20 protein-coding genes are annotated in these 26024 nt (G+C 39.2%); 5 read left to right on the plus strand and 15 right to left on the minus strand.

Translation table 11 applies throughout. The features are described from left to right. Positions 1–26: 26 nt before the first annotated feature. The 6 genes from APF76_11665 to APF76_11690 form a co-directional block, all read right to left on the minus strand. Complete coding sequence (locus tag APF76_11665) at positions 27–914, minus strand: hypothetical protein (GenBank protein ID KUO50357.1); 888 nt, start codon at positions 912–914, stop codon at positions 27–29. Beyond that, complete coding sequence (locus APF76_11670; protein ID KUO50358.1) at positions 914–1591, minus strand: cell division ATP-binding protein FtsE; 678 nt, start codon at positions 1589–1591, stop codon at positions 914–916. Before APF76_11670 ends, APF76_11665 begins: the two co-directional genes overlap by 1 nt. A gap of 577 nt (positions 1592–2168) precedes the next feature. Beyond that, entirely contained in the window at positions 2169–2432 is a 264-nt protein-coding gene (locus APF76_11675; protein KUO50359.1) for a hypothetical protein, read from the minus strand. Between the two features lie 84 nt (positions 2433–2516). Next, a complete protein-coding gene (locus APF76_11680; protein ID KUO50360.1) occupies positions 2517–3470 on the minus strand; it encodes a transketolase in 954 nt (317 codons plus the stop codon). A gap of 46 nt (positions 3471–3516) precedes the next feature. Next, the gene (locus tag APF76_11685; GenBank protein ID KUO50361.1) at positions 3517–4341 is read right to left on the minus strand and encodes a transketolase; all 825 of its coding nucleotides are present in this window, start codon (positions 4339–4341) and stop codon (positions 3517–3519) included. 127 nt (positions 4342–4468) lie between these two features. Beyond that, positions 4469–5323 (minus strand): hypothetical protein, encoded by an 855-nt coding sequence (locus APF76_11690; protein ID KUO50362.1) that lies wholly within the window; start codon positions 5321–5323, stop codon positions 4469–4471. 156 nt (positions 5324–5479) lie between these two features. Between APF76_11690 and APF76_11695 the strand changes: the two genes are divergently transcribed. The 5 genes from APF76_11695 (at position 5480) to APF76_11715 (ending at position 11239) form a co-directional block, all read left to right on the plus strand. Further along, positions 5480–5809: a hypothetical protein gene (locus APF76_11695; protein ID KUO50363.1), complete on the plus strand. Its 330-nt coding sequence runs from the start codon at positions 5480–5482 to the stop codon at positions 5807–5809. Between the two features lie 55 nt (positions 5810–5864). Then, positions 5865–6647 (plus strand): hypothetical protein, encoded by a 783-nt coding sequence (locus APF76_11700; GenBank protein KUO50364.1) that lies wholly within the window; start codon positions 5865–5867, stop codon positions 6645–6647. 4 nt (positions 6648–6651) lie between these two features. Continuing rightward, a complete protein-coding gene (locus tag APF76_11705; protein ID KUO50391.1) occupies positions 6652–7326 on the plus strand; it encodes a hypothetical protein in 675 nt (224 codons plus the stop codon). 4 nt (positions 7327–7330) lie between these two features. Further along, positions 7331–7951, plus strand: a complete 621-nt coding sequence (locus APF76_11710; GenBank protein ID KUO50365.1) for a hypothetical protein — start codon at positions 7331–7333, stop codon at positions 7949–7951. A 96-nt stretch (positions 7952–8047) separates the two neighbouring features. Then, positions 8048–11239, plus strand: coding sequence for a hypothetical protein (locus APF76_11715; GenBank protein ID KUO50366.1), 3192 nt, complete (start codon positions 8048–8050; stop codon positions 11237–11239). A gap of 59 nt (positions 11240–11298) precedes the next feature. Here APF76_11715 and APF76_11720 read toward each other — a convergent pair whose 3' ends face one another. The 9 genes from APF76_11720 to APF76_11760 form a co-directional block, all read right to left on the minus strand. Beyond that, positions 11299–11571 (minus strand): ferredoxin:thioredoxin reductase, encoded by a 273-nt coding sequence (locus APF76_11720; GenBank protein KUO50367.1) that lies wholly within the window; start codon positions 11569–11571, stop codon positions 11299–11301. A gap of 13 nt (positions 11572–11584) precedes the next feature. Then, positions 11585–11827, minus strand: coding sequence for an NrdH-redoxin (locus tag APF76_11725; GenBank protein KUO50368.1), 243 nt, complete (start codon positions 11825–11827; stop codon positions 11585–11587). A gap of 2 nt (positions 11828–11829) precedes the next feature. Then, complete coding sequence (locus tag APF76_11730) at positions 11830–12138, minus strand: tRNA-(guanine-N1)-methyltransferase (GenBank protein KUO50392.1); 309 nt, start codon at positions 12136–12138, stop codon at positions 11830–11832. A gap of 135 nt (positions 12139–12273) precedes the next feature. Then, positions 12274–12492, minus strand: a complete 219-nt coding sequence (locus APF76_11735; protein ID KUO50369.1) for a hypothetical protein — start codon at positions 12490–12492, stop codon at positions 12274–12276. A 246-nt stretch (positions 12493–12738) separates the two neighbouring features. After that, positions 12739–15963 (minus strand): hypothetical protein, encoded by a 3225-nt coding sequence (locus APF76_11740; GenBank protein ID KUO50370.1) that lies wholly within the window; start codon positions 15961–15963, stop codon positions 12739–12741. After that, the gene (locus APF76_11745) at positions 15963–20429 is read right to left on the minus strand and encodes a hypothetical protein (protein ID KUO50371.1); all 4467 of its coding nucleotides are present in this window, start codon (positions 20427–20429) and stop codon (positions 15963–15965) included. Before APF76_11745 ends, APF76_11740 begins: the two co-directional genes overlap by 1 nt. Before the next feature lie 162 nt (positions 20430–20591). After that, positions 20592–24410, minus strand: coding sequence for a hypothetical protein (locus APF76_11750; protein ID KUO50372.1), 3819 nt, complete (start codon positions 24408–24410; stop codon positions 20592–20594). Between the two features lie 96 nt (positions 24411–24506). Further along, positions 24507–25037 (minus strand): hypothetical protein, encoded by a 531-nt coding sequence (locus APF76_11755; protein ID KUO50373.1) that lies wholly within the window; start codon positions 25035–25037, stop codon positions 24507–24509. A 33-nt stretch (positions 25038–25070) separates the two neighbouring features. Then, positions 25071–25640: a hypothetical protein gene (locus tag APF76_11760; GenBank protein ID KUO50374.1), complete on the minus strand. Its 570-nt coding sequence runs from the start codon at positions 25638–25640 to the stop codon at positions 25071–25073. Between the last annotated feature and the right edge of the window lie 384 nt (positions 25641–26024).

Raw genomic sequence — 26024 nt, forward strand, 5'->3', positions numbered from 1 at the left:
CTCTCCATAGTAATGTTGATGTTGATTTAAAAACGAAGATATCTACCTAAGGAAAGATAACTTGCTATACCACCAAAAAGTGTTCCAATAAGCACTAGCAACCCTGATATGTTTAACAACAATTCTTTATCTTGAATAATAGGGATAAAGGTAATTGCTGGGGAAACCTGTTCCACCAAAACATTGTAGCCAAAATAGACCGAAGTGGCTGCAATAGCAGCACCAATAGCACCTAAAAACATGCCTTCAAGCAAAAAAGGCCAACGAACAAACCAATTTGTAGCTCCTATATATTTCATAATAGTGATTTCATTAGCTCTGGCATAAACGGTAATTCTAACAGTATTTCCTATTAAGAATACTGCTGCTGCTGCTAGAAGAGAAGTCATTCCAATTCCGACCATTCTCACCCAATATAATAGAGATAGGACCTTATCCAAATAATCCTGTCCATAATCTACTTTTTCAACAGGGGGAAGATTTGCAATCCTCTGAGCAACGGTTCGTACAAGTTCAGAATCATTAACCTTTACAACATAAAAGTCGGGCAATGGATTTTCTCCGCCAAGGGACCAAAGAAGATCATAGTTTCCTCCAAGTTCTCTGCTTAGCTGTTCTAAGCCTTCCTCTTTAGAGACATACCTGACTTCATTAACCTGACTGATATTTTGGAGATAAGTACCTACATCTTCAACTGTTTCCTTATCTGCATCACTATCAACCCAAACGACCACTTCTAAGGTTGATTCAACATGACCAGAAATCAGATTAATATTCATCATTACTAATGCAAAGACACCAAAGATAAGTAAGGCTATTGCTGTGGTTAATACTGATGCAGCTCCCATCCACCCATGCCTAAATAGGGACTTACCTGCCTGCTTAAAAAAATATAATATAGTCCTAGGTTTCATTAGATGTAGCTCCCTTCTCTTTCATCACTTGTAAGCTTACCATTGTCAAGAGCTACCACTCTTTTATGCATAGAATTAACGATATCCTTATCATGTGTAGCTACCATTGTAGTTGTACCACGATAGTTGATATCCTCAAGTAATTTCATTATTTCTACAGATGTTTTAGGGTCAAGATTTCCAGTAGGTTCATCTGCTACAACAATTGGAGGGTTGTTAATTATTGCTCTGGCGATTGCGGTCCTTTGTTGCTCACCACCAGAAAGTTGTTTAGGAAAGTTTTTTGCTCTATGTGCAATGCCAACCTGTTTAAGTACAATTGGAACCAATCTCATGATATCTTTCTTGCTGTATTGTAGAACTTCTAAGGTAAAGGCAACATTTTCGAAAACATTTCTATCTGGGAGTAAACGAAAATCCTGGAAAACTATGCCCATATTCCTACGGACATAGGGTAGTTCACTTCTTTTTAATCTCACAATATTTTTTCCAGCAATAAATATTTGGCCCTTAGATGGTATTTCTTCTCTAAATAACAGGCTCAGCAAGGTAGATTTACCAGCCCCACTTGCCCCTACAAGAAATAGAAAATCTCCTTTTTCCACTTTGAGGTTAATATTATTAAGAGCGGTGGTGCCATTTTCATATGTCTTAGTTACACTGCAAAACTGTATCAACTTTACCACTCCTAGCGCGACTATTACTTTATGTCGAAGTTATTTGCTATTATTTTACTATATCCTTAGCCTATTTCGACAAAAAACCTTTTTCTCCTTCAGAAGAAAAAGGTTTGTAAGAAATTGTCATGTTTATTTTTTTTAACATTTATTATGTATTATTCTGAAAAATTTGTCGAAAGTCTATCAACAAATAGAAGTTGCATTATATTACTTTAGGTCTTGTCAGATCAGAGTTTTTTGGAGGGCTGTGGATGTTCGGTTATCCTAAAAGCTTTACACCCACTTTTCCTAATATACCCATAATAAAAAAGACCCCCAATCCACTACAACGGAACGGAGGTCATGTATCTACTTTTAAGCTATTTCATATTGCCACTGATCTTTACCACCTAACAGGTTTCCTATCCCAATATTTCCTAACATGCTACCTTCTCCTTTACTCTTACCTCCACCGGATTTGCTTGCAGCGTAAATTCTGTCTGCAGGACGAGAGAATAGTAGTGACTGCGGCCATATTTTCCCGGACCAGTTAACGTTACAAGAGTTAGACCCTCTCCACCAAAAAGGGCGTTCTTTATGTTTCCTGCAAATTGAATATCATTATGAAACCCTCTCCACCAAATAGACCAATGCCTATTTTCTTTTGAAAAGCAATACCTATTGAGATGCCCTTGGCATCACATAGGAAGGAATCCTTCTGACATATCAGCGTCCCACCGTATTCTTCCAAATCAAAAGGTATTACCTTGCCCCGATAAGGCGTTGCCAAGGCTACGCATCGCTTGCCATTTCCTTGGTTTGTAAAGGTGGTTATAAACAAGCCTTCACCAGTAACCATACTCTTCAGCAGAGAAAAGCTTCTCTTTTAAATCATTGCCTTCTTTTCCAGAACCGTCTTTTTTTAAATAATACATTATCCACTTTACTTATGATGGCATGTAGTCTTTCTATCCATTACCCTTATAACCGCACTAGCAATATTTTCTTTAGTCAGTCCATATTTTTTCAAAAGTTCGTCAGGCTTTCCAGACTCGCCAAAAGTGTCCATGATGCCTACCCTTTCTAATGGAACTGGACATTTTTCTCCTAGCACCTCTGCTACTGCACTACCTAATCCCCCAATAATACTGTGTTCTTCAGCTGTTACAACACAGCCTGTTTGTGCAGCTTCCTCAATGGCGTCTACGTCAATGGGTTTGATTGTTGACATATTATAAACAGAGGCTTGGACACCTTCCTCTGCTAACATTTCAGCTGCCTCCAATGCCTTGCTAACCATGATTCCCATGGCAATGATAGATACATCCTTACCGTCTCGTAATTTACTTGCCTTGCCTATTTGATACTTATAATTATCATCATATAGTACAGGAACTCCTGACCTTCCAAGACGTATGTATACTGGTCCGTTATAATTATAAGCGGCTTCAATAATTTGTTCTGTCTCCACAGCATCAGCAGGTACCAAAACGGTCATGTTAGGAATGGCCCTCATTATCGCGACATCCTCATTTGCCTGATGAGAAGCACCATCTTCCCCTACAGTAATTCCAGCATGCGTTGCAGCGATTTTAACATTGAGCTTTGGATAGCATAATGAATTACGTATCATTTCAAAAGCTCTACCTGTAGCAAACATGGCAAAACTGCTAGCAAAGGGAACCTTGCCAGCTAATGACATTCCACCAGCAACACAGGCTAAATTCTGTTCTGCAATTCCAACATTGAAAAATCTATCTGGAAATTCTCCCTTAAATAGAGCAGTCTTTGTAGATTTGGATAGGTCAGCATCTAAAACAACAATATCTTGATATTTTTTGCCCAGCTTAACTAGTGTTTTTCCGTAAGCATCTCTAGTAGCTATCTTCGTTTGCATATAAACTGCCTCCTTGTAACAAGTATTAAAACTATAAGTCTATGATTTAGTTGCCAGCTAATTCAGCAAGCGCCTTATTTCTCTCCTCTATATTACACGCTTTTCCGTGCCAATCAGCACAATCCTCCATATATGAAACACCTTTACCTTTAACTGTTTTCGCTACTATCATAGTAGGTTGCCCTTTGTGAGAGGCAGCTTCATCAAAAGCCCTATCAATTTCCTCCAGATTGTGTCCATCAATATCAATTACATTCCAACCAAAAGCCCTCCATTTATCGCTTACTGGTTCTGGTGACATAACATCTTCAACTTTTCCATCAATCTGAAGTCCATTATGGTCTAAGATTGCAGTAAGGTTGTCCAGCTTATAATGTGCTGCAAGCATTGCTGCCTCCCACACAATACCCTCTTGAATCTCGCCATCACCCAGAAGTGCATAGACCCTGTAGTCGGCTTTATCCAAATTAGCTCCTAGTGCTAAACCAGTTGCTACAGAAAAACCTTGTCCTAAAGAGCCCGTTGACATTTCAACTCCTGGAACAGATTTCATATCTGGATGCCCCTGAAGATCACTATTAATCTTTCTTAATGTCATGAGTTTCTCAGTAGGAAAAAAACCTTTTTCCGCTAGCGTAGCGTAAAGTAGGGGTGCAGCATGACCCTTGGATAGAATAAATCTATCTCTTGATGGATTTTTAAGATTATCAGGATCAATCCTTAGTGTTTTAAAATATAAGACAGCTAAAATATCAGTTGCAGATAAAGATCCACCGGGATGTCCTGATCCTGCTTCCCCTATCATATTAATAATGTGCTGTCTAATAATATTTGCTTTTTGTTCCAAATGCTTTTTTTCAATTAGGTCCATTTTGTTACCTCCTGTTTAATTAAGGGGACACACCTGCTATTATGGACAACATCACACTTCACACCTGAGGAATGTCCCCATTTGTACGGCTTAATCCAGCCAGAAGAACCGTCCCCTTGGCTGGTTCTTAGACATTGGAGAGGCTTTTAAAACCTTCACCAAGGGCTTCATGAATATGAGTAATAATTATGAAAGCACTATTATCTATCCCATGTACTAACACCTTTAACCGAGTTACCTCTGGCTGGCTGATTACAACCAGGATAACATCCCTCTCTTTTCCGCTGTAAGCCCCTTTTCCTTTTAAAATTGTTACGCCCCTGTTTAGCTTCTCAAAAATTTCCTTGGTTATTTCATCAGGTGCATTAGATATAATAAAAGCAGCCCTTGCATAGTGAAACCCCTCTTGAACCAAATCAATGACCTTTGAAGTGGCAAATAAAGCAATCAGGGCAAAAAGAGCAAGCTCCACATTGAAAAAAAGTGCTGCTATCGTAATCACAAAAGCGTCAATAATCAAAAGTCCCTGGCCAGAACTCATTCCTGTAAATTTTTTTAAAAGCTGAGCACCAAGGTCAGTACCTCCAGTAGTTCCACCAAATTTAAATACGATCCCAATCCCAATTCCCGCAAGAATTCCTCCATAAAGAGCAGCTAAGAATGGATCTGTAGTCAATGGAGTAACAATTGGCTCAAGGTAATCTACCACTATAGCAATAGTTATTGTTCCAAATAAGGTCTTAATACCATACCTTACTCCCAATGCCTTTACACTAAAGATAAATAACGGAATATTTATAGTTAGCATTGTAATACCCACAGGAAATCCAAGAGTATGAAAGACAACTGTTGCTAAGCCACTAACTCCACCTGCTGCAATCTTATTTGGTACCAGAAACAAAACAAGCGCAAGGGCTGTTAATACTACCCCTACCAATATCCCAAAGTATTCTATCACGAAATGAATTCTTTTAGAAGACATAAAGACCCCTTCATAGACATATTATGACTTATTGTTCCACTTTTTCTTACATAAATCACAAAAAATGAATTTTACCCAAAAACATTTCACCAACTTTGGTTTAGTACCACTAAATGGTATAATTATTACATATTTATGTGGTTAAGGAGCAAAATCATGTATACACTAAAATACAAAATATGGTTAGACAAGAAAGGTAAAGTATTCGGTGATGGCCCATACAAACTTCTACAAGGGATTGAAGAACAGGGTTCTCTCTCAAACGCTGCCAAATCCATGGGGATGTCTTACAGTCAAGCCCACACTTTACTTAAAAGAATTGAGAAAAACCTTGGTTTTCCATTAATTCAAAGTCAAATAGGAGGTCCTATGGGTGGAGGATCTGAACTGACAGATGATGCTCGCCAATTGATGGAGAAATACGTTATTTTTCATGAAGAGTGTGAAATAGCATTGGAAAAAATATTCAAAAAACACTTTGACTAGTCAACATTAGATGCGTTATACTAAAACAAGTACAACGTTTCAAGGAGAAATATACATGAAGGAAAGACTTATCACGTTATCATTCTTTATGATTTTAATAGTATTCATATTTGGTTGTACCCAAAAAACAACTGATACCAACCAAACTACCATAACGGTCGCTGCAGCATCTGACCTGCGTTTTGCCTTTGAGGAAATAGGTACATTATATGAAGAAAAAACAGCAACAAGGGTTGTATTCCTGTTTGGTTCATCTGGCAACCTTGCTCAGCAAATATCCCAGGGTGCACCTATTGATTTATTTGCCTCTGCAAATAAAGAATTTATTGAAGACTTGATTGAATCAGAACATCTCATAGCAGAAACAAAAGAATTATATGCGATTGGAAGAATTGTCTTAGCTGTCAACAAAAAGTCAGGCTTAGAGATAGAATCCCTAAACGATTTAGTATTAAAAGAAATTGATCAAATAGCAATCGCAAATCCAAACCATGCACCGTATGGATTAGCAGCCAAAGAAGCTCTTCTATCCAGTAACGTATGGGATGAAATTGAGCAAAAGTTGGTATATGGGGAAAATGTTACCCAGACATTACAGTTTGTACAGACAGGCAATGCTCAAGTTGGAATCATTGCGCATTCAATAGCTAATGTTCCAGAAATCGAATTCACTATTATTGATGATACGCTCCATAATCCTCTAGAGCAGATGCTTGCAGTAGTGAAAAACTCCTCTCATATAGAAATCTCTTTAGACTTTGCAAACTTTATCAATAGTTCAGAGGGTAGAGCTATTATGGAAAAGTATGAATTTACACTACCCCAGAACCAAAATTAAAAAAATGCAGGTGATTTTTATGGATTTGTTTCCTATCTATCTATCACTTAAAGTAGCAGCATACTCCACATTAATAGTAATTATCATAGGGACCCCCTTAGGTTGGCTTATGGCCAGGGGTATTTTTTTTGGTAAATCTCTTTTGTCCTCTTTTATAACTTTACCCCTCGTTCTACCCCCTACTGTACTAGGATATTATTTGCTTGTTCTCATAGGAAGACAAAGTTTTCTAGGAAATTTTCTCTTCAATACCTTTGGTATTAACTTAATTTTTACATGGCAGGCTGCTGTAATAGCTGCTTCCATAGTCTCTCTACCGCTACTAGCCCGTACTGTACAAGCAGGTATTGAGGCAATAGATACGGATTTAGAGGACGTAGCACGTACCCTTGGAAGATCTGAAATTGTCATCTTTTTTACCATCACACTACCACTTTCCTGGCAAAGCATTATTGCTGGGATGGTTTTAGCATTCGCCAGGGCTATGGGGGAATTTGGAGCCACACTTATGGTAGCTGGCAACATTCCAGGAAAAACTCAAACTCTTTCAGTTGCAATCTATGATGCAGTCCAAGCAGGAAATTCTCAACTAGCAAATATGTTGGTAATAATTATCAGTATTCTAACAATAGCAGTACTATTAACGCTTAATAAAGTCACCAAGATTAAGAGGTGGTAATTTAATGCTTACTATCATGATAAAAAAGGACTTGGGTTCTTTTATTCTAGACAAGCAATGGCAGGTAAATAACGGAGAGATAATTACCCTATTTGGACCATCAGGCTCAGGTAAGAGCTTAACACTCAAATGCATTGCCGGATTGATAGAACCTGAGAATGGTTTCATTAGGTTGGGCGAAACTTATTTGTTTAATAAATCTAAAAATATAAACCTTACTCCACAAGAAAGAAAAGTTGGCTATGTCCCCCAACAATACGGACTATTTCCTCATATGACAGTTGGCGGCAATGTAGGTTATGGACTAGTAAGTAAAAGCAAAAGGGAAAAAAAGGAAATCATAGAAGCTCTCCTCAAAAAAGTAGGCCTTCAAGATAAAACCGCGATGTTTCCCTGGCAATTATCTGGGGGTGAGAAGCAGAGGGTTGCCCTCTTACGAACATTATCCACATCACCTAAAGTATTATTATTAGATGAACCTTTCTCAGCTGTGGATGCTACAATGCGGCAAAGGTTAAGAGAAGAAGTTAAGGAATTCTTACACCAATTTTTTATCCCAGTTGTCCTTGTAACCCATGATCCCTCTGATGCAGAATTCTTAAGCACAAAGGTTATAAAGTATTAAAATAAACAAGGAATTCGACAATAAATGTGTAATTTATTAAAAAAGTCGACTGCCAGCCTTGCGAATTTTTATAGGAATGTTGGAGGAATGGGTTTTATGTCATATTCTATTAAACATAGGATTTTAATTGGAGCTATAATAATTGTTTCCCTTGTTATGATTCAGGGTGTATCTTTGTTCTGGATAAACATAACGGAAGATAACCTGCAAGAACAAATTTCTGTCACAAAAGAAGAAAACTTACAATTGGCACAAGCACGTTATCAACATCAGACATGGATACATATGATAGATAGTGGTTTAATGGAGGGTACAGTACCTTCTCCTGAATTAGATGACTCCCAATGTGCAGTTGGAATATTTTTAAAAAATTTAGAACCTAGTTCTGCTGATCTACACATATTTCAAGAAACACTGTCTAGGCACGCAGAAGTCCATGCCTCTGCCAATAGCACAATTAATTTCTTAAACTCAGGAGATATTGAGGAAGCTCGAGTAGAATTCTTAACTAATACACTTTCCATCTCACGAGATTTTGACCAGCAAATGAATGAATTAGAAAGCAGATCATACGATGCCGTTACTGCTTTAATGGAACAAAGCGAAAATTCTAGAACTTATCAACTCCTTATGTTACTTATCTTAACACTGACTGTAGTTATTGGTGCTTTATTGGTTACTAGAGATTTGAACAATAATGTAATCAAGCCCATTTATGAAATTTCTGAAGCAATGAAAAATGTTGAAGAAAACAACTTTGAATTAAAGATTACAGCTAAAAACAATGATGAGATTGGCTTTCTAGCAAAAAACTTCAATACAATGGTAGATATACTAAAGCAAGAAAAAGTTTCACAGAACACCTTAAAATGGATGGCTTCTGGATATAACAAGGACCACATTCTACAACAGCTTACTAAGGAACTTGCCGGCTCAGAGGAAATAACTTATTCCGCTATCTATATTTATAATGAATGGGAGAATGTGTTAGTTCTAGAGAGTGGTTTTACTTCAAACAACCTTACTGACAGCTACCAGATTGGAGAAGGATTTGTTGGACAAGTAGCAGCATCAAATAAATCCATAACAATAGATTCCCCTGGTGAGGAATGGTACATTCCAGTTGGTACATTACATATTCCTTTAAAAACTATTGCTGGAATTCCAATATCCTATCAGAATAAACTACTGGGAGTAATTGTGCTGGGTAGCCTTCAGAGTATCTCCAAAAAACAGCTCACCATGTTTAACCAGATAGCGTCCCAACTGGGGATTACTCTAAACAACATTTCTAATTACAACTCTATCCAATCACTTGTGGGAAAATTAGAAACCAAAAATATTGACTTGGATAGAGAAAAAAAATATGCAGAAGCAGTATTAAGAAGCTCCGCAGAAGGTATTCTTAGTATTGACACTAACTGTACAATCCAATCTTGGAGTATAGGTGCTGAGAGAATAACCGGCTATACAGCTTCAGAAGTTCTCGGCAAAAAATGCATTGATTTACTTATGCACTCTGATTCAAAGGGAAATCATTTATGTAATACTAAAAGTTGTTACGGTTCTCAGCTTATCCAGGAAAGAAAATTTATTAATGGGGAAGAGTTTTTTTTAAAAACAAAAAAAGGAATTTCTATTCCTTGCCTGCTTAGCGCCTCACCAATTATAGATGAAGATGGTACTATTCTGGGTGCAGTTGAAGTTTTTAGAGATATTTCTGATGAAAAAGCCAATCTGCACCAAATTCAACAAGCTAATAAAGCCAAAAGTGAATTTCTTGCCACAATGTCCCATGAGTTGAGAACTCCACTAAATTCCATTCTGGGCTTTTCAGAACTACTCGAGCAAGAGGTTGCTGGGAAATTAGGTGGAAAACAAACCCGATATGTCCAGAACATTATATATAGTGGTAATCATCTTCTGTCTCTAATTAATGACATTTTAGATATCTCAAAAATTGAGTCAGGGAAAATGGAATGGGAAGAAGAACAATTTAATTTGGCCAATATGCTTAAGAACAGCCTCACTATGATTAAGGAAAGAGCCCTTAAGGATGGGATAAAACTTCAATTACAAATTGATGAAAAGTCCCTCACAGATGTATATGGTGACAAGAGAAAAATCCAACAAATTGTTTATAACTTGTTAACCAATGCCATTAAATTTACTCCAAAAGAAGGCTCAGTAGGATTAAATGCTAGAGTAGAAAACAGCTTGGTAGTAATCGAAGTATGGGATACGGGGATTGGCATACCAAATGATAAGCACAAGATCATCTTTGAACCATTTTTGCAATTAGATAACTATTTAAGCAGAAAGTATGAGGGGGCTGGTCTAGGACTTAATTTAGTTCAAAAAATGGTCGAATTAGGTAATGGTACAGTTCAGGTGGAAAGTGAATTAAACAAGGGTAGTAAGTTTATCGTTAAATTTCCTCTAACGATTTCCACATCATTGCAAGACCAAGTGAATGTAGAAGCCATTGCAAGTATAAAAAAAGATAATTTAGTCAACAAAGTAGGTAAAAGTAAACCCTTATCTCTAATAATTGAAGATGACCCATCATTTACTTCAGTACTCTCAGAGTATTTAGATGATCTCAACTTTCACTCCATTATTGCAAAAACCGGAGAAGAGGGTATATCTATTGCAGATGAACATAGCGAAGAGTTATCCTTGATAACCCTTGACATCATGCTACCTGAAAAAGATGGATGGGACGTACTATCAGAATTGAAAAACCGCAAAAAAACTGCTCATATTCCCGTAGTGATAATATCTATCCTATCTGATCAAGATAAAGGTCTAGCTTTAGGGGCTCAAGATTACCTCTTAAAACCAATAAATCAAGACAGGCTGTATTCTGCTTTAGAAAATATTTTCCCAGAAATACAGGCGGAAAACATTGAACTTCTTGCCATTGATGATGAACCACTAGCTTTGGAGTTAATCTCAGATCTATTGGAAGCTAAAGGCTATAAAGTACAGAAAGCTTATAGCGGGAAGGAAGGAATTGAAAAAGCTAAAAGTATATCACCCGCAGTAATCCTACTTGATTTAATGATGCCAAAGATGGATGGCTTTGATGTAATAGATGAACTTGCTAAAATCCCTGAAACCAAGGATATTCCAATTATCATAGTAACTGCGAAAATTTTAACCCTTGAGGAAAAGAAAATTTTAAATGAAAAAGTATATCATATTGCCAAAAAAAGCGATTTGAAGCTTGATCAGTTCGCAAAAGCAATAAAAAAGGCCATTAAGACTAGGACACCAACAACCTAGTAGTAGTAGTACAAAAAAGGTACTGCATCAAAGCAGTACCTTTCTTTATTCTTCGTATTCTAATCTTTATGGACGAAGAGTCCACACCAGCAACGTTTCATTTGGTCAAATTCTTCTCTGTGGAAGGGTATACATGGACAAACAATTTTCATGTCTCTTTCCCTATCACCTATCATTGCCTGACACGGACAATAGGGGCTACCATATTTTTTCTCAATTTGAACTTCTTGCTCCAACAGAAATTCTACCAGTTCTTGATCATCGGAGAATCGATACCCCAGCTTATCAACTACTTCGGCATACCATTTTCTATACTTTTCTTTCCTATCCATTGCGCAATACTCCTTAGAATAAAAGTTCCTTCAGTTTCTCTTCATTAAACCCTACTAAATGTTTATCGTCAATTTTCATTACAGGAAACTTCACATCACCCGTTAATTTCATGACTTCATCAATTAGCTTTTGTTTTTCTTCTCCCTCCTGCAAATCCACATCAACATACTCAAAATCTACATTGTTTTCTTTAAAAAACTTCTTAGCCTTTTGGCAGTAAAAGCAGGTACTTAAAGCGTATAAGAAAACCTTCATTATTAATCCACTCTCCCTTCCTTAAATATATATACCGTGCCTTCTTCTATCTTAGTTTGATACAAGGGCAATTTTATTTCAGTTGCATCGATAAATTCTCCTGTTCTAATATCAAAAATCCAGTCATGGCACGGGCATTTTAGAAAATACCCCTCTAGTTCTCCTTTATGTAAGGCACAACCGAGATGAGGGCATTGGTTATGTAGTGCAAACAACTCATCTTCCACTTTAATAATTATAATAGGCTCCCCATCTATTTTTGCCCTAAAAGGTACCTTTTCTACTAACGATTTTTCATCAGTAACCTTCATCCACATATGTATGTCCTCCTCTAGCCTTAATTACCCATCTAACTTTATTTGCGTCCGCCTGATTAACTTGGCGTACCAGTATCAATCATACGCCAACTAAGTCATGCACTAGCATTTCTAAAATTCAGTATAAAACTACTGAATTAAGAACTTGGGGTCGATTGCTTCGGGCCAGCAAACTGAAACACATTCTCCACAACCTATACATTTATCATTAATAATAAAAGGATCACCAAACTCACTTGTTCCCATGTCCATTTTACTTTGATTATAACCAGTCTCTATTGCATCATGATTACAAACAACAGCACAGTTACCACAGGCAATACAGTTATTGTTAATTGTATATTTCAAAGGTCAATCACCCTTTTAATGGTATTGACCTTATTATCTGTAAGAGTAGTTTCCTTTATGCCATTTTCTACCCAGATATTTCTTTAGGAAACAATGTCATCGGATAAAACTTTCTATTATTGTATCATTTATATCAGTAGTCAGGGGATAAATATTTATCCCCTGACTATCACCGCTAAGACTCCCATCTTCTATAAGTGGGCTCTAAATCAGGTGGAGTAAAGTCTCCATCTGATTCCCCAATGTTCAGCTTTGGCTGAACGAGTTCACTTCCCTATTAGAACTTGCAGGACTGCTGTTTCCAAAGCTTGTAATTGTAATGTTTTGTGAAGTTTCTCCCCCTCTGCCGTCTTCTACATGGATTGAAAAAGTGAAAGTGCCTTTTTGAGTTGTTGGTTCAAACACCAACTTGTTACCAACAAGCTTTACAAATGACGGAGCATCATCCCCAAGACTTATGGTTATTACATCTCCATCCGGATCACTTGCCACAACTTCTATAATAGTAACTAACTGCAAGGTAGGGCTATTATTTATTTCTGACATCTCGATAAAAGCTTGATATGTCAACTCTTCACTTTTGTTTCCAGCATGGTCAATGGCATATATTCCTATTGTGTAATCTATCCCTGCACTTAACCCTTCAATATTTTGAAAGTAATCCGCGGTATTATGTGATCCTCTTATAGATCCATCTTCATCATAAATATTAAGAATATACTCTGAAACCCCTAGATCATCAGATGCAGATGTCCATGAAAGAGCAAGACTTGATGATGTTAGTTGGTTTGCATTTATACTGCTGTTATTATCCCATTGAGGAGGAAGAACATCAATGTATAGGGGCAAATTACTATTTTCACTTGTTCCGTCCCCTAGCTGGCCATCTTCGTTTACCCCCCATGCCCATAAAGCTCCATCAGAATTCATTGCTAACGAATGGTTTGTTTTACTGGTAATATCAGCTATGTCTGACGTGGTTGTAATTTCTTGGGGTGTATATTTATTATACCTGTAATAATCATCTACATATTCAGTAGCTCCAATACCCAACTGGCCATTCTCGTTATTACCCAATGCCCATACACTACCATTTGACCTTATAATTAGTGAATGGCTTTCACCACCTGCAATGTCAAGAATATCTGTTACTGGCACACTCATTGTGACTGGATGGCCTCTATATTCCACTTCTTTGAAGTCGGCTATTCTTGCAAATGTTGGCCTTCCATGACTATTAACGTTACACTGCCCGTAGGTATTATCACCCCAGGCATATGCAGTTCCATCACATTTCATGGCCATAGAATGGTTCTTTCCACCTGAAATGGATATAACATAATTCAGACCTTCAATACGTACAGGTAGAATTCTAGTGTCTGTATCCTGGTGTTGATAGGCAGTTGGATCTACTTTTATTTGACCAAGGTCATTTTTCCCCCAACCCCATACTTCTCCACTAGCCTTTAATGCTAGAGAATGACCTCCACCCCCTGCAATAGCAACAACATCATTAAGACCAATTACCATTACCGGAGTATTCCTGTTCCCTGTAGTGCCATTTCCGAGTCTGCCACCGTTTAATCCCCAGGTCCACACTGTTCCATCGGATTTCAGGGCCATGGAATGATATTCTCCTGCCGAGATTCCTATTATATCTGTGAGACTAGTCACTTGGGCTGGATCCTGAGCATCGGAAAATGTGCCATTTCCTAACTGCCCGTAAGTATTGTTACCCCAAGCCCATACTGTTCCAACAGAGGTTAGGGCAAGGAAATGTTCTTTACCTCCAGATACTGAGATTGCTCCATCGGGTAATGTAATATTTTCCTTATAACTTGAATTATTTCCCCATTGTAAAAGGGTACTGTCTGATTTAATATATAGTGATCCTGTGTCACTTGTAGCTATTCTAATATTTTCCATAACAGGACTGCTAAACGGGGAAAAATCTACTTGTACAGGTGTCAATCTATCTTCTATTGAACTTCGGTCTCCCAACTGCCATGTAGCATTTTTACCCCATCCCCAGATAGTACTATCTGTTTTCATTACCACAGTATGATTAAGCCCTGTTGAAATAGCTGCAAGGCCTGGAATCGTTGGTATCATAACAGGTGTACTTCTAATTTCCTTTGTTCCGTCCCCCAACTGTCCGTGCCAGTTTATACCCCATGCCCATAAACTACCATCTGATTTTAATGCCATGGATCTTTCTCCACCACTATAAATTCCATTAACCTCTGATAAATTCCCAACTTGTCGAGGGTAAACTATATCTTCAGTTTGTTGAGAATAGGAGTCTAGGAGACCCAAACGCCCATTTCTATTGTTACCCCACGCCCACACAGTACCATCAGATCTAAGAGCCAAGGAATGACTACCACCACATACTATAGCAATAAAGTTGGCTTCGCTTTCAAAATGCCCAGACTCCCCAACCGGGTTACTTATTTGAACAGGAGTTGAAACAGCAGCATAGCTACCTGTTCCTAACTGCCCATTGCTACTATTACCCCATGCCCATATGGTACCATCGGATTTAAGAGCTAAAGAATGAGCACCACCACATTCAACTGCAACAACATTAGTCAAACCATTGACCTGTACGGGCATACTTCTGTTGTGGTTAGTTCCATCACCAAGCTGACCATGAGTGTTATCTCCCCAGCTCCATACTGTTCCATCAGCTTTTAATACAAGGGAATGCTCAAATCCTACTGAAATATCCACAACATTTGTAAGATTGGGTACTTGTATAGGCGTATTTGTTATAGATCTATCATTTCTACCATTTCCTAGTAGTCCCTGGTCTCGGCTCGACCCCCAAGCCCATACTGTACCGTCAGACTTTAATGCAAGAGAGTGATAATATCCACTTGCCACTTCAATTATATTTATAAGACCTACAGTTTGAGTAGGAATATTATACTCGTGGCCTAAAGCCGTTGTTCCATTTCCTAGATTTCCATAGTAATTAGATCCCCAACCCCATACTGTACCATCCTCTCTAACCATCAAGGTAGATTCGTGCCCGGCTGAAGTTTTGCTGAGCCTTTGATGAGGATTTACATTCAAAGTCTTTTGGATAGTTCCTATGTTGGAAAATCCATCTCTTATATACGCTGTTAAATTATGCTGTCCAGATAACGCAGTAATTGGGCCATTATATAATTGTTCACTACCATTATCCCACTTATAGTAAATATTACCTGAGTCATCATTAGTTTTAGTCAATGTAATAATAGGAATTTTGAAATACTCTCCATTCAAACCATCAGGTTCAGACGGATCAACAGTTATAACAAGCTCAGGTACATCAATTCCAATTGGTGTAGTAGTATTTTTTTCGGCTAATACCTTGACATTACCTAGTAATAACATAGATATTAAAATTAGTAAGGCAATTATGAGTATCTTTACTGTTTTTTTACTACTCGTATCTATCACATTTAACCCATGATAAATCATTACTGAACTCCTCCTTTATTAATAAGATTTACCGCCCGTACTATAACTGAAGCTGCCTGGGCTCTAGTAGTAAGATCTTTGGGTCTAAATTCCCCATCTGGAAATCCATTGATAATGCCCGCTGAATAAGCCTTAAGCACGTGTTCCTTCATTCCCGGATGGGTAGTATCAAAGTCTAATATTTCCTCTTTATAATCCTCAAAGTTTATCGTGAAATTGTCACCTACTGCTCTTACAATGACCATAGCCATCTCTTCCCTGGTTATGGGACTGGTAAATGTTATAGAATCCCCATCCTGAATAATTCCAAGTTCCTTAGCCTTTTCCAGATATGGTTCTGCCCAATAATTCTGTCCTGACGAAATTTCAGTATAACCAAGGGCAGTAACTATCATCTTTAGGAATTCATCAGCATTTGTGCTGTTGTTTGGTTTAAATGTGCCATCGGGATATCCTGATATAACCTCTTTTGCAGAAAGGATTGATACATTTTCATAAAACCAATCCATAGGCTTAATATCTTCCAATTGAAGTCCTTCTCCATAAATTTCTAATGGATATACTGGGATAAGGCGACATACATGCTTTTCACCATCCACTATTCCTTCAGCCATAATGATACCTTTATCGTCTATATCATAGGCCTTATCAATTTTCCACTCGAGGGTTGGGTCTATTAAGTAGTTTAAATCACGCATGCCTTTAGCTGGTGTATAGACAAATGCACTTGTTTCTGTAGATATATCAATATTGGAGATGCCTACAATATGGCAAAGACTATTTACGCTCAAGGCCTCACTACTGCGCCCCCCTAGGGTACCAATATCTATTAATCTCGGGCTGGCTATTTCCACCCAAAACATTTGCTGGGGATTCATAACCCCAGTTCCTGGTTCTGCAATAAAAGCATGTCGTATAGGTTGAAATTCATCTTCTAGTTTACTGTCAACTGACATATGGTTTAAGGTTTCTGCCCATCCCACTATATATCCACTTTCGTTAATCCCCATTGCAGAACTATTTAAGCCTCCAAGAGTGCCGATTTCTTGCAGTCCATAGCTTGAGGAATAGCGAAATCCTCTCATGACTTTCAATTTCTGATCTTTATCCTCAATCTCAGTTTCTAGCTGGCCTACCATAACATTATTTTTGTTTGCAGCGAAAATTAAAGAAGCTTTTGGGAGGGTTACTGCATCATCCATTTCCAAAGAAGTTTTTAGGTCTACTCTCAATGTTTTGCCAATGCTTCCAAGATCCTCTAAAATATATTCATATGGTGGTGTAATCTCTAATGCTGCTGATACCTCATCAGCTTCATAGCTAGCTGTGATTTCTACCTTTTTTAATTCTCTAACTGGAAAGGTTTCGATGTCAAAGGTTACAAAAGTATCCTTTTCCCTTACAGTAACCGTCTCTGGCATTTTGATATTTTTTTCGTTGTCTGAAGTAAGCTTTATAATTGTATCTTCAATAGCTGGTCTGGATAAAACAGCAGTACCAACTGATTTCATGTCACCACCGATAACCTTTGGAGGATCAATGGATAGCGAAACTAACCTTATTTCAATACTTGTAATGATTGTAGGGTTATCAACGCTTACATTTCCAGCCGCATCTCTGGCCTTGACCATGAATGTATAAATAATATTTGGATTAAGATTATCTATTTTATACTGACGATTTGAACTACTTGTGGTGTCTAATACATTTCCATTCATTAAGACTATATAACCAGAAACTCCTACATTGTCCTTAGCCCTTGGCCACTTAAGCATGAGGCTGTCATTTGTTTGATCCTTTACTATTAATTCCGCAACGCTAGACCAGAAGGGAGGTTCAGTATCCTTTAGAGGCGAAGAGGAAGGAGCTGATGAATTTGTAGTAGCTGTACAAGATGGACCGTTACTACTCCAATTGCCGGCAGCATCTCCTGCCTCAACTTGGAATGTATATGCTGTTCCAGAAGACAGGCCTGTGACTTGATAGTTGAATTGATTTCCTTGCACAGTAGTAAGTACTTGATCACCTTTTAAAATACGGTAAGAAGCAACCCCTACATTGTCAACAGCTTCAGTCCAATTAAGGGTTAGACTTGTTCTTCCTAAACCTGATACAGTTAGATTGCTGTCTCCTGGCCATGTTGGAGGCTCGGTATCTACAATTAGTTCAGGCTCGGTAGTAAAGCTTAAAGTATAGCTGTCCTGATATTCGTTATATACTGCATCTGTTACACTTCCAGGCAGTATTTCTATGTTATAGGTTATGAGATATTCAAGATCTTCTACAGGATTAAGAATTATCCTATTATGGTTTATTTCATAAGCATAATCTACTACAGTACCTTCTTGATCCTTAAAAGTGATTAAATCTATGTCTTTAACTTTGATATTCTCATTAAAATGTATTTCAACATCTGTATTTACAGCTACCTCATCGTTACCTTGTGAAGGACTTGTGCCTGTAATTATTGGAGGAAAGATATCATCTCCATCTTCAACTATGGTTACAGTTGCTTGAACAGGAATTCCTAGACTACCCCCACCTTCATAAAGGTACAAGTGCACATAAAACGATTTATTATCTCCTTCAGAATTGGAATTCTCTAAAATGTTAATAGTAATGTCTTTACTGGTTTCTCCATCTTGAAAAGATAATGTCTCCCAAGATGCGCCAGTATAATCCACACCATCAATTGCAGTATCTTCAATGGTAGAATACTCTAATCCTACCCAACCGTCATCCCCGTTAGTCCGGGTAACTGTTAATAATGCCAAACCGGAACTCCTGTTAACACTATATTCACTATTGGAGAACTGAAACTGCCCTGGTTCCAATTCACCTATTATCAACAGGCTGTTACTAGTAACACTTTCTCCACCCGTTAGCTTGTTCCCAGCTACAGTAACCCTGAAATCAATAAAGTCACTATCAAAATCAGTACCATCAAAATCTAGCGTAATACTAAAGGAGTTTCCCGTAACATTAGTTATACTCCCAACAGCCAAGCCTTGAGGAGCATTGTTTAAAGTAAAATCTCCCGCTTCCAGATTGACTGTGTTGAAGGTTTCGTTATATAGATTTAGTGTAAGGACAGCCTGATCTAAATTACTTTCAGTTAAGTCTTCGGCTGATTGTATTGTTAAATTTGGAGCAATGTCATCGACTATCCTGGATATAAATACATCTAATTGCCCATTGGTATCACCATTCACCAAATTAGGCGAGTCGCACACATAGGCAGTAGTTAAACCGTCACTACTGATTGCCGGATAATGTAAATAATCCCAGCTATCAATCTGACCCCCCTCCGATGATACGCTTACTCTGATAGTCTTTTCTTCAACAATATCGTGAACAAAGAGATCTATATTTTCATTGGTATCTCCCAGCACTAGGTTATCAGCATAAGACACAAATGTAACATAACGTCCATTATCACTAAAAGCGGTACCTTCACCTTCATCATCACTATCTTCATTTGCTGGTTCACCACTACTGGATTTGCTGGCCAAGATAGTAGTGAAGGCTCCCTGCTCATCATAGATACCGTCTTCATCTGTATCCCTATCATAAACATAAATATGGTCGCCATAATATGTGTGATCAGTTGCTGTTAATTCCCAATCCCAAGAGGTAAAAGCCACATATCTCCCATCTGAACTTATCTTGGGAGCACCTCCCCCTCGAGTAGAGAAAGTGCCGTCTGAATATTTATCTATCCTGACTTTGCTTTTAGTCTGGATGTCATAAACCCAAATTTGCGAGATCCGATTAATAGAATCCCAGTACTGATAGGCTATATATCTGCCGTCACCACTAATAGAGGAATTGAAACTGCTATTATCTACAACAAATTCTGTTCCTGTTGTAATGTCGTAAGCCAGAAGGTTGCCGCTGCGGACATAAGTAATATACTGGCCGTTGTTGCTGATTTTTGGTATGTCATTACCATTACAATAGACTCCTAAGGCGTTTGTTGTGCCTGTTAGCATGTCTCGAACGTAGATGTAGCTTCTACCAGGTGAATTATTAGCAACAAAACTTACATATCTTCCGTCGGAAGTAATATCTGCAAGATAGGCAGTTTCAAACAGTATTCCATTCTCAGTAATGCCTGCGTGGAATATCTCATCAAACTCCACTCCTTCTTCATCATAGCTAATTAGTTGTACAGTATTTTGCTGACTATCATAGACATAGATACTGCTGAATGCTGTGCTTCCTCCACTAACCAGATTGCTGGCCCTAGATTCAAAAGCAACATACCTTCCATCTCCGCTTACAGCAGGATAATAGCTGTAGTTGTCTGGTTCTGCCCCTCCAAAAGCTGTTATCCGGGTAGTTTCCACCCTTGCAGTATCAAAAGAAGGTGATGCAGCATAACATGGCAGAACAATGAGGATAATCATAAATAAAGTTATAGACAATATAATAAAAAGCTTTTTTAACCTAAACCAATTCAGCAAGCCCCTCTACTCCTCTCCAACCGTTTTTTTCTTATCATTAATAACTAAGTGAATATCAAATTATTCCAGAACAGCCTTATATTTCTGCCAAAGTGCTGGTCGTTTGAAAGTTCTCAAACAACCAGCACTTTTTCAATAATAGGCTTCACAATTACACAAATTTTATCTCTTAATTACTATCTGCTTAGTTGTATCTTCATAATCAACTTCCGCTCCTAGGGTTTCGCTGATAAACCTTAGCGGCACAAATGTTCTTCCAGGAGCCATTACTACTGGAGCACAGTCTATGGTATTTTGATTACCATAAACTATGACACTTGTGGAGCCGATGGTAAGGATGATTTCCTTACTATCTTCTACAATCTTAACCTGGTTGGTTTCTTTAATCCATTCCACGTCCGCACCTAGTGCCTCGCTGACGAAGCGAATGGGAACTAGTGTCCGGCTGGTCGCACTATCGATTTGAGGTACTGCATCTAAGGTATACGGGCTACCATCAATGTCGGCAATTGTACTCCCAATAACCAAGGTAATTGTTTTCTTATCAGCTTCTGAACTGAAAACCAGGGTACTGAAAACAGCAAATTTAGTCAGATGGTTAACGGTTATAACGGCATAATAAGTTCCCGTCTCCTGGTCGTATTCAATAGTAGTCTCAATGGCTACCCATTGACCGGCTTCTTCATCGTAGTAATTGATTACCGGTTGCTCACCTTCAGCGATATTCTCCGGATTATAAGCTATCTTGATACTGATAGCCTGATCGCCAAACTCTGTACTGCCCGTGGTTGTGATCTCATAAACGTCGCTACCTAGCTTCAGGCGTAGCCCCTCGGAAACTGCCTCATTCGTCTCTTTGTTATTCAATTTATTAATGCTAAAGGTAGCGTTTGCGGGTAATGCCGCCTCTGGTACAGTTATAATAATGTCCTCGTATTCGAGCGTTCCACCACTTGCAGGATAGATGGTTTTACTGATTCCTGTTTCTGGTTTATCAACGGCAGTTCTACTGCTACCACCACCGCTACCCGTTGATGCCTTGGCCTTGATGGTCAGGGTGAAACTCTTAGTCTGATCTGTTCCCCCGTCCTTGCTGATAGTGGCTGTCAGGGTGGCTGTCTTGTCTCCAGCGGTATAGCTTGGCCTTATAACCGCTCCGGTGCTGGTATTCACCCAACCTGCGGGGTCAGTACTCCAGGTAATGCTTGTGCCGTTGGCTCCTGCTGTTGGCAGCGGATTCACCAAAGATACTGTCACGCTGTCTTGGGTACTGTTTGCACCCTTGATGCTGTCCCAGGTCAATGCCTCCCTATCTAAGGCTATAGCTTCGTCCGCTGACGGAGCTTCTGCTCCCGCCTCCGGTGTGGTTACTGTGGTGGGACCGGCTTCTATTACAACACTATCAACCGTTAAGTCTGTGAAAACATAATCAGCTGCATCGGCATTCCCTGTAAAAACCACCAGGTAAAAACCGTTATTGTTATCCTGGAAGTTTGAGAATGAAGCGTTTTCAAAGGTCACAGCAGCCGCCCCCTCAACTAAAACACTAAAATCTGCTGCTGTATAACCCGTCAAACCTTCACCCGCTGCATTTTTTACAGCTATGGTTAAGGATACTTTTTTATTCCCTGCTTCTCCCATAGCTTGATTGGTTATACCAGATGTTGCTTCAGCCGGAGTGATATCTACTGGCTCTGCCGGTGGCGTGGTCACGGTTGTAGGACCCGCTTCTATTTCAACACCGTCTACCGTTAAGCTCGTCAAAGTATAATCAGTTGCATGGTCATCACCTGTAAATACGACTAGATAAAAACCGTTATTGTTATCCTGGAAGTTCGAGAATGGAGCATTTTCAAAGGTTACTGCAGATGCTCCATCAACTGAAACACTAAAATCTGCGGCTGTATAACCTGTCAAACTTTCACTTGATGCGTTCTTTACGGCTATGGTCAGGGATACTTTTTTATTCCCTGCTTCCCCCATCGCTTGATTGGTTATACCAGATGTTGCTTCAGCCGGAGTGATATCCACTGGCTCTGCCGGTGGTGTGGTCACTGTTGTGGGACCCGCTTCTATTTCAACACCGTCTACCGTTAAGCTCGTCAAAGTATAATCAGTTGCATGGTCATCACCTGTAAATACGACTAGATAAAAACCGTTATTGTTATCCTGGAAGTTCGAGAATGGAGCATTTTCAAAGGTTACTGCAGATGCTCCATCAACTGAAACACTAAAATCTGCGGCTGTATAACCTGTCAAACTTTCACTTGATGCGTTCTTTACGGCTATGGTCAGGGACACCTTTTTATTCCCTGCTTCCCCCATCGCTTGATTGGTTATACCAGATGTTGCTTCAGACGGGGTTACATCTTGAATTGCCTCCTGAATTACCAGATTTTCAATACTGCCTGCTTGAACCAACAGAACGTACACAGTAATGGTGATGGTCTCTGCCGTGTCATAACTTGCCGTTACAGTGTATTTACCGGTGGTACCGTCTTCCTCAACGCTCATCAGCGTTAGTGACCCGGTACCGTTTTCATTGATGTCGAAATCACCCGCATCCAGACCGTTGACCGGATTATTCCCAACATCACGGACCTGAACCGTGAAGGTGAAATTTTGGTTCATTTCTGGGCTTACGGGGTCGCTCGTTAGTATGGTAGATGAGTCAACCATTAGTATGCCATTGTTGATCGACCAATCATCCAGATCCGCCCCATCCTTACCGTCATGGGTTTTCTCTGTATAAGCACCTTCAAATGGCACCGCCATTGTAGAATTAGCCCAGTTCCCACTTAATGTACCGCTATTCTCTCCCGCAATCCGGCCAAAGGTTGTACTTGCTGAACCAGATCCTCTTGAAATCCCCGTATTTAGAGCATAGCTATTATTGACAGTTCCTTCATAAACCTGCCCAACCAGGCCGCCAGTCCGTTGGCGCCCTGACACGTTGCCTGTGGCATAAGATCCAGTGATCGTACTGTCTGCATGGTACATCCACCCCACCAAACCGCCAACTCTGGAACTAGAGGCATCTACATTACCCGTGGCATAAGAATTCTCGATTGTGCCTCCAGCAGACAAACCGTTCTCCCCCACCAGGCCGCCGACATTACTAGTGCCTGTAACATTACCCGTTGCGTGGGAATTGCTAACCGTACCATCATTCTTTCCCGCCAAGCCGCCGATATACCACCCGCTACCAGTCACTAGACCCGTGGCATAGGCGTTTTCAATCATACCACTGGGCAGGCTTGATCCTACCAGACCGCCAACAAACTCAGCACCTTGCACTCCGCCCTCGGCGTGAGAGTTGCTGATCGTACCTGCATTAACTCCCGCCAGGCCGCCTACGAACTGATATACCGACCCCGCCACTGTGACTTGGGCGTAAGAATCGCTGATCGTGGTGCCGTTCCTGCCCGTTAGACCGCCGATAACATCCCCGCTACCGGACACAGTACCTCCTGTGACGTAGGATCCGGTAATCGCGCCGTAGTTGGTTCCTGCCAGGCCGCCTACCGTAGATTTGCCGGTAACATTAACACCCGAAAGCCCCACATTTTGAAGGGCTCCATACATGCTGCCGAACAGGCCGACGTCACCCTCTCCGGGCCGGTCGATAAAGAGACCGGTAATGGTATATCCGTCACCGTCAAAGTTACCTCTAAATAGCTCACTTAATGAACCGATAGGCTCCCAGCCTCCTGTATCATACTGCCGAGCGTACACTGCCCCCCAAACGGTATCAGTCAGGTCAATATTCTCTATCAGTTTAAAATGCTTATCTGCGTGCTCATTTCCCAAATAGTTCCGCACACTATTCAACTCTTCTGCCGTCGAAATCTGGTAGGGGTTTCCCTCTGTACCGTCCCCAACCGAGAAACTTGCTAAGGCCGCCGTCGGTAGCATGAGTAGAACAAACGCTATTACAACCAGTTGAACTACTGATTTCTTAAAATTCCATTGATTATTCATATTTCATCCTCTCCCCGTCTTGAATTTTAGTCATTCACAAATATATCTTTTTTGAAAACTAAATAATCTAAAAGATAGCCCTAGAATCATCTAAATCTATTCCTCCCGGACTGTTATAATGCTTATCATGGCTTTGTATTCATCTTCATCAGTTGGGCTAATTGTAATAGTTACATGAATACCATTCTTTAACCCGGCAAAAATGTTCATATCCCCAGCTGCTACCGTAGTACTATCTTCAGCATCGCTCATAATATCTTTATAAAAGTCAACTACATCTTTTACTTCTGTGTTTGTTAGAGCAGTAATCGAATATTCTTCTCCCCCTTCATCATTTCCGCCTATTGCCATTAAAATAATACTGTCATCAATTATAGGAACTAAATCCTGGGGAAACCCATCTGGTAAATCCACACCGTCTTCACTAGCTTCAAGAACTGCACTTCCATCTTCACCTTCAAATGTTATTTTCCCATCTTCTACAGTTGTGGAACCATCCTCTGTCTTTATTTCAACTTCTCCATCTTTTAATGATATTTCACCGTCGTCTGTTTTTATGGTTTTACCACATGCTGTTATTGAAAGCACTATTAAGGTAACAAGCAATATAAGAAGCAATTTTTTCATTTTTAAAATCTTCCTCTCAAAATTAGTTAAATCTTATTCAAGCATTTCCATTGTTATTGGAAAAAAAGATTTATACTCTTCATGGACATCTTCATCACCAATGGTAAGAGAAATCCTTACATTATCTAAAGTTCCATTTAAATAGTAGCTTCCTGTGCTAAGTGTTCCTTCTTCTTTATCCGTAGCATTTTCCAGTACTTCTTTATAAAATTTCAATATATCCTCTTTCTCTGCTTTCGAATAACACATAATCCAATAATATGTATTTCCATTTTGCTCTAACACCTGTCCATCATATATTTCACTACCACCGACAATAGGAGCTACATCCTTTCTATAGCCGCTAGGAATTTTATCTTCATTAATTAATCCCGTATTGGCTTTGCCTATCTCAGCTGCATTACCTGATTGTTCATCTTCTATATCATCTATGCTATTTTCCTTATCATTCTCATCATTGTTCTCATAATCTGAAACATCCTCATATTGACTATCACCAGGCTGTTCTGCATTTTCAGCTGAGCATGCCACTAATGACAAAATCATCAGTAATACCATTAACAAAACCCACATCTTTTTCAAATTAATTACTCCCTTCTCCATTATCTTTCAATCCAATTAACACCTCATCCCCCTTTACATTTTTTCAAAATTTACCGATGGCTTAAGTACCACTATGACTCCCACCTCTTGCTTTGCACTGGTATTTCTACCCATTGCAAAAATTACAATGCTAGAACTACTGGCATAGGTGGAAGATAAGTGTACTAAGCCCCTGGATAACGGTTTCTAATATTCAGATGGAACCATTCAGTAAAACTTAGTTCAGGTGCTTTTCCCTGAACTCTAGTTGAACTAATCCTGTGGGAAACTCCACCTGAATAAAGAATCCTGTTTATGGCTTTTTTCCTCAATTGCATATTTGCCATGTATTCCGATTATACCAAGTTACCTATCTTTAATGGTTTCAGCAATTGCTTGATGTGT

It is taken from the genome of Desulfitibacter sp. BRH_c19, assembly GCA_001515945.1.
Classification (GTDB): domain Bacteria; phylum Bacillota; class DSM-16504; order Desulfitibacterales; family Desulfitibacteraceae; genus Desulfitibacter.

What these genes read in the sequence shown, in the direction of transcription:
- APF76_11665 (KUO50357.1), bottom strand. Translation starts at nt 914, where the DNA reads ATGAAACCTAGGACTATATTATATTTTTTTAAGCAGGCAGGTAAGTCC.
- APF76_11675 (KUO50359.1), bottom strand. Translation starts at nt 2,432, where the DNA reads ATGGTTACTGGTGAAGGCTTGTTTATAACCACCTTTACAAACCAAGGA.
- APF76_11680 (KUO50360.1), bottom strand. Translation starts at nt 3,470, where the DNA reads ATGCAAACGAAGATAGCTACTAGAGATGCTTACGGAAAAACACTAGTT.
- APF76_11685 (KUO50361.1), bottom strand. Translation starts at nt 4,341, where the DNA reads ATGGACCTAATTGAAAAAAAGCATTTGGAACAAAAAGCAAATATTATT.
- APF76_11690 (KUO50362.1), bottom strand. Translation starts at nt 5,323, where the DNA reads ATGTCTTCTAAAAGAATTCATTTCGTGATAGAATACTTTGGGATATTG.
- APF76_11695 (KUO50363.1), top strand. Translation starts at nt 5,480, where the DNA reads ATGTATACACTAAAATACAAAATATGGTTAGACAAGAAAGGTAAAGTA.
- APF76_11700 (KUO50364.1), top strand. Translation starts at nt 5,865, where the DNA reads ATGAAGGAAAGACTTATCACGTTATCATTCTTTATGATTTTAATAGTA.
- APF76_11705 (KUO50391.1), top strand. Translation starts at nt 6,652, where the DNA reads ATGCAGGTGATTTTTATGGATTTGTTTCCTATCTATCTATCACTTAAA.
- APF76_11710 (KUO50365.1), top strand. Translation starts at nt 7,331, where the DNA reads ATGCTTACTATCATGATAAAAAAGGACTTGGGTTCTTTTATTCTAGAC.
- APF76_11715 (KUO50366.1), top strand. Translation starts at nt 8,048, where the DNA reads ATGTCATATTCTATTAAACATAGGATTTTAATTGGAGCTATAATAATT.
- APF76_11720 (KUO50367.1), bottom strand. Translation starts at nt 11,571, where the DNA reads ATGGATAGGAAAGAAAAGTATAGAAAATGGTATGCCGAAGTAGTTGAT.
- APF76_11725 (KUO50368.1), bottom strand. Translation starts at nt 11,827, where the DNA reads ATGAAGGTTTTCTTATACGCTTTAAGTACCTGCTTTTACTGCCAAAAG.
- APF76_11730 (KUO50392.1), bottom strand. Translation starts at nt 12,138, where the DNA reads ATGAAGGTTACTGATGAAAAATCGTTAGTAGAAAAGGTACCTTTTAGG.
- APF76_11740 (KUO50370.1), bottom strand. Translation starts at nt 15,963, where the DNA reads ATGATTTATCATGGGTTAAATGTGATAGATACGAGTAGTAAAAAAACA.
- APF76_11750 (KUO50372.1), bottom strand. Translation starts at nt 24,410, where the DNA reads ATGAATAATCAATGGAATTTTAAGAAATCAGTAGTTCAACTGGTTGTA.
- APF76_11755 (KUO50373.1), bottom strand. Translation starts at nt 25,037, where the DNA reads ATGAAAAAATTGCTTCTTATATTGCTTGTTACCTTAATAGTGCTTTCA.
- APF76_11760 (KUO50374.1), bottom strand. Translation starts at nt 25,640, where the DNA reads ATGGAGAAGGGAGTAATTAATTTGAAAAAGATGTGGGTTTTGTTAATG.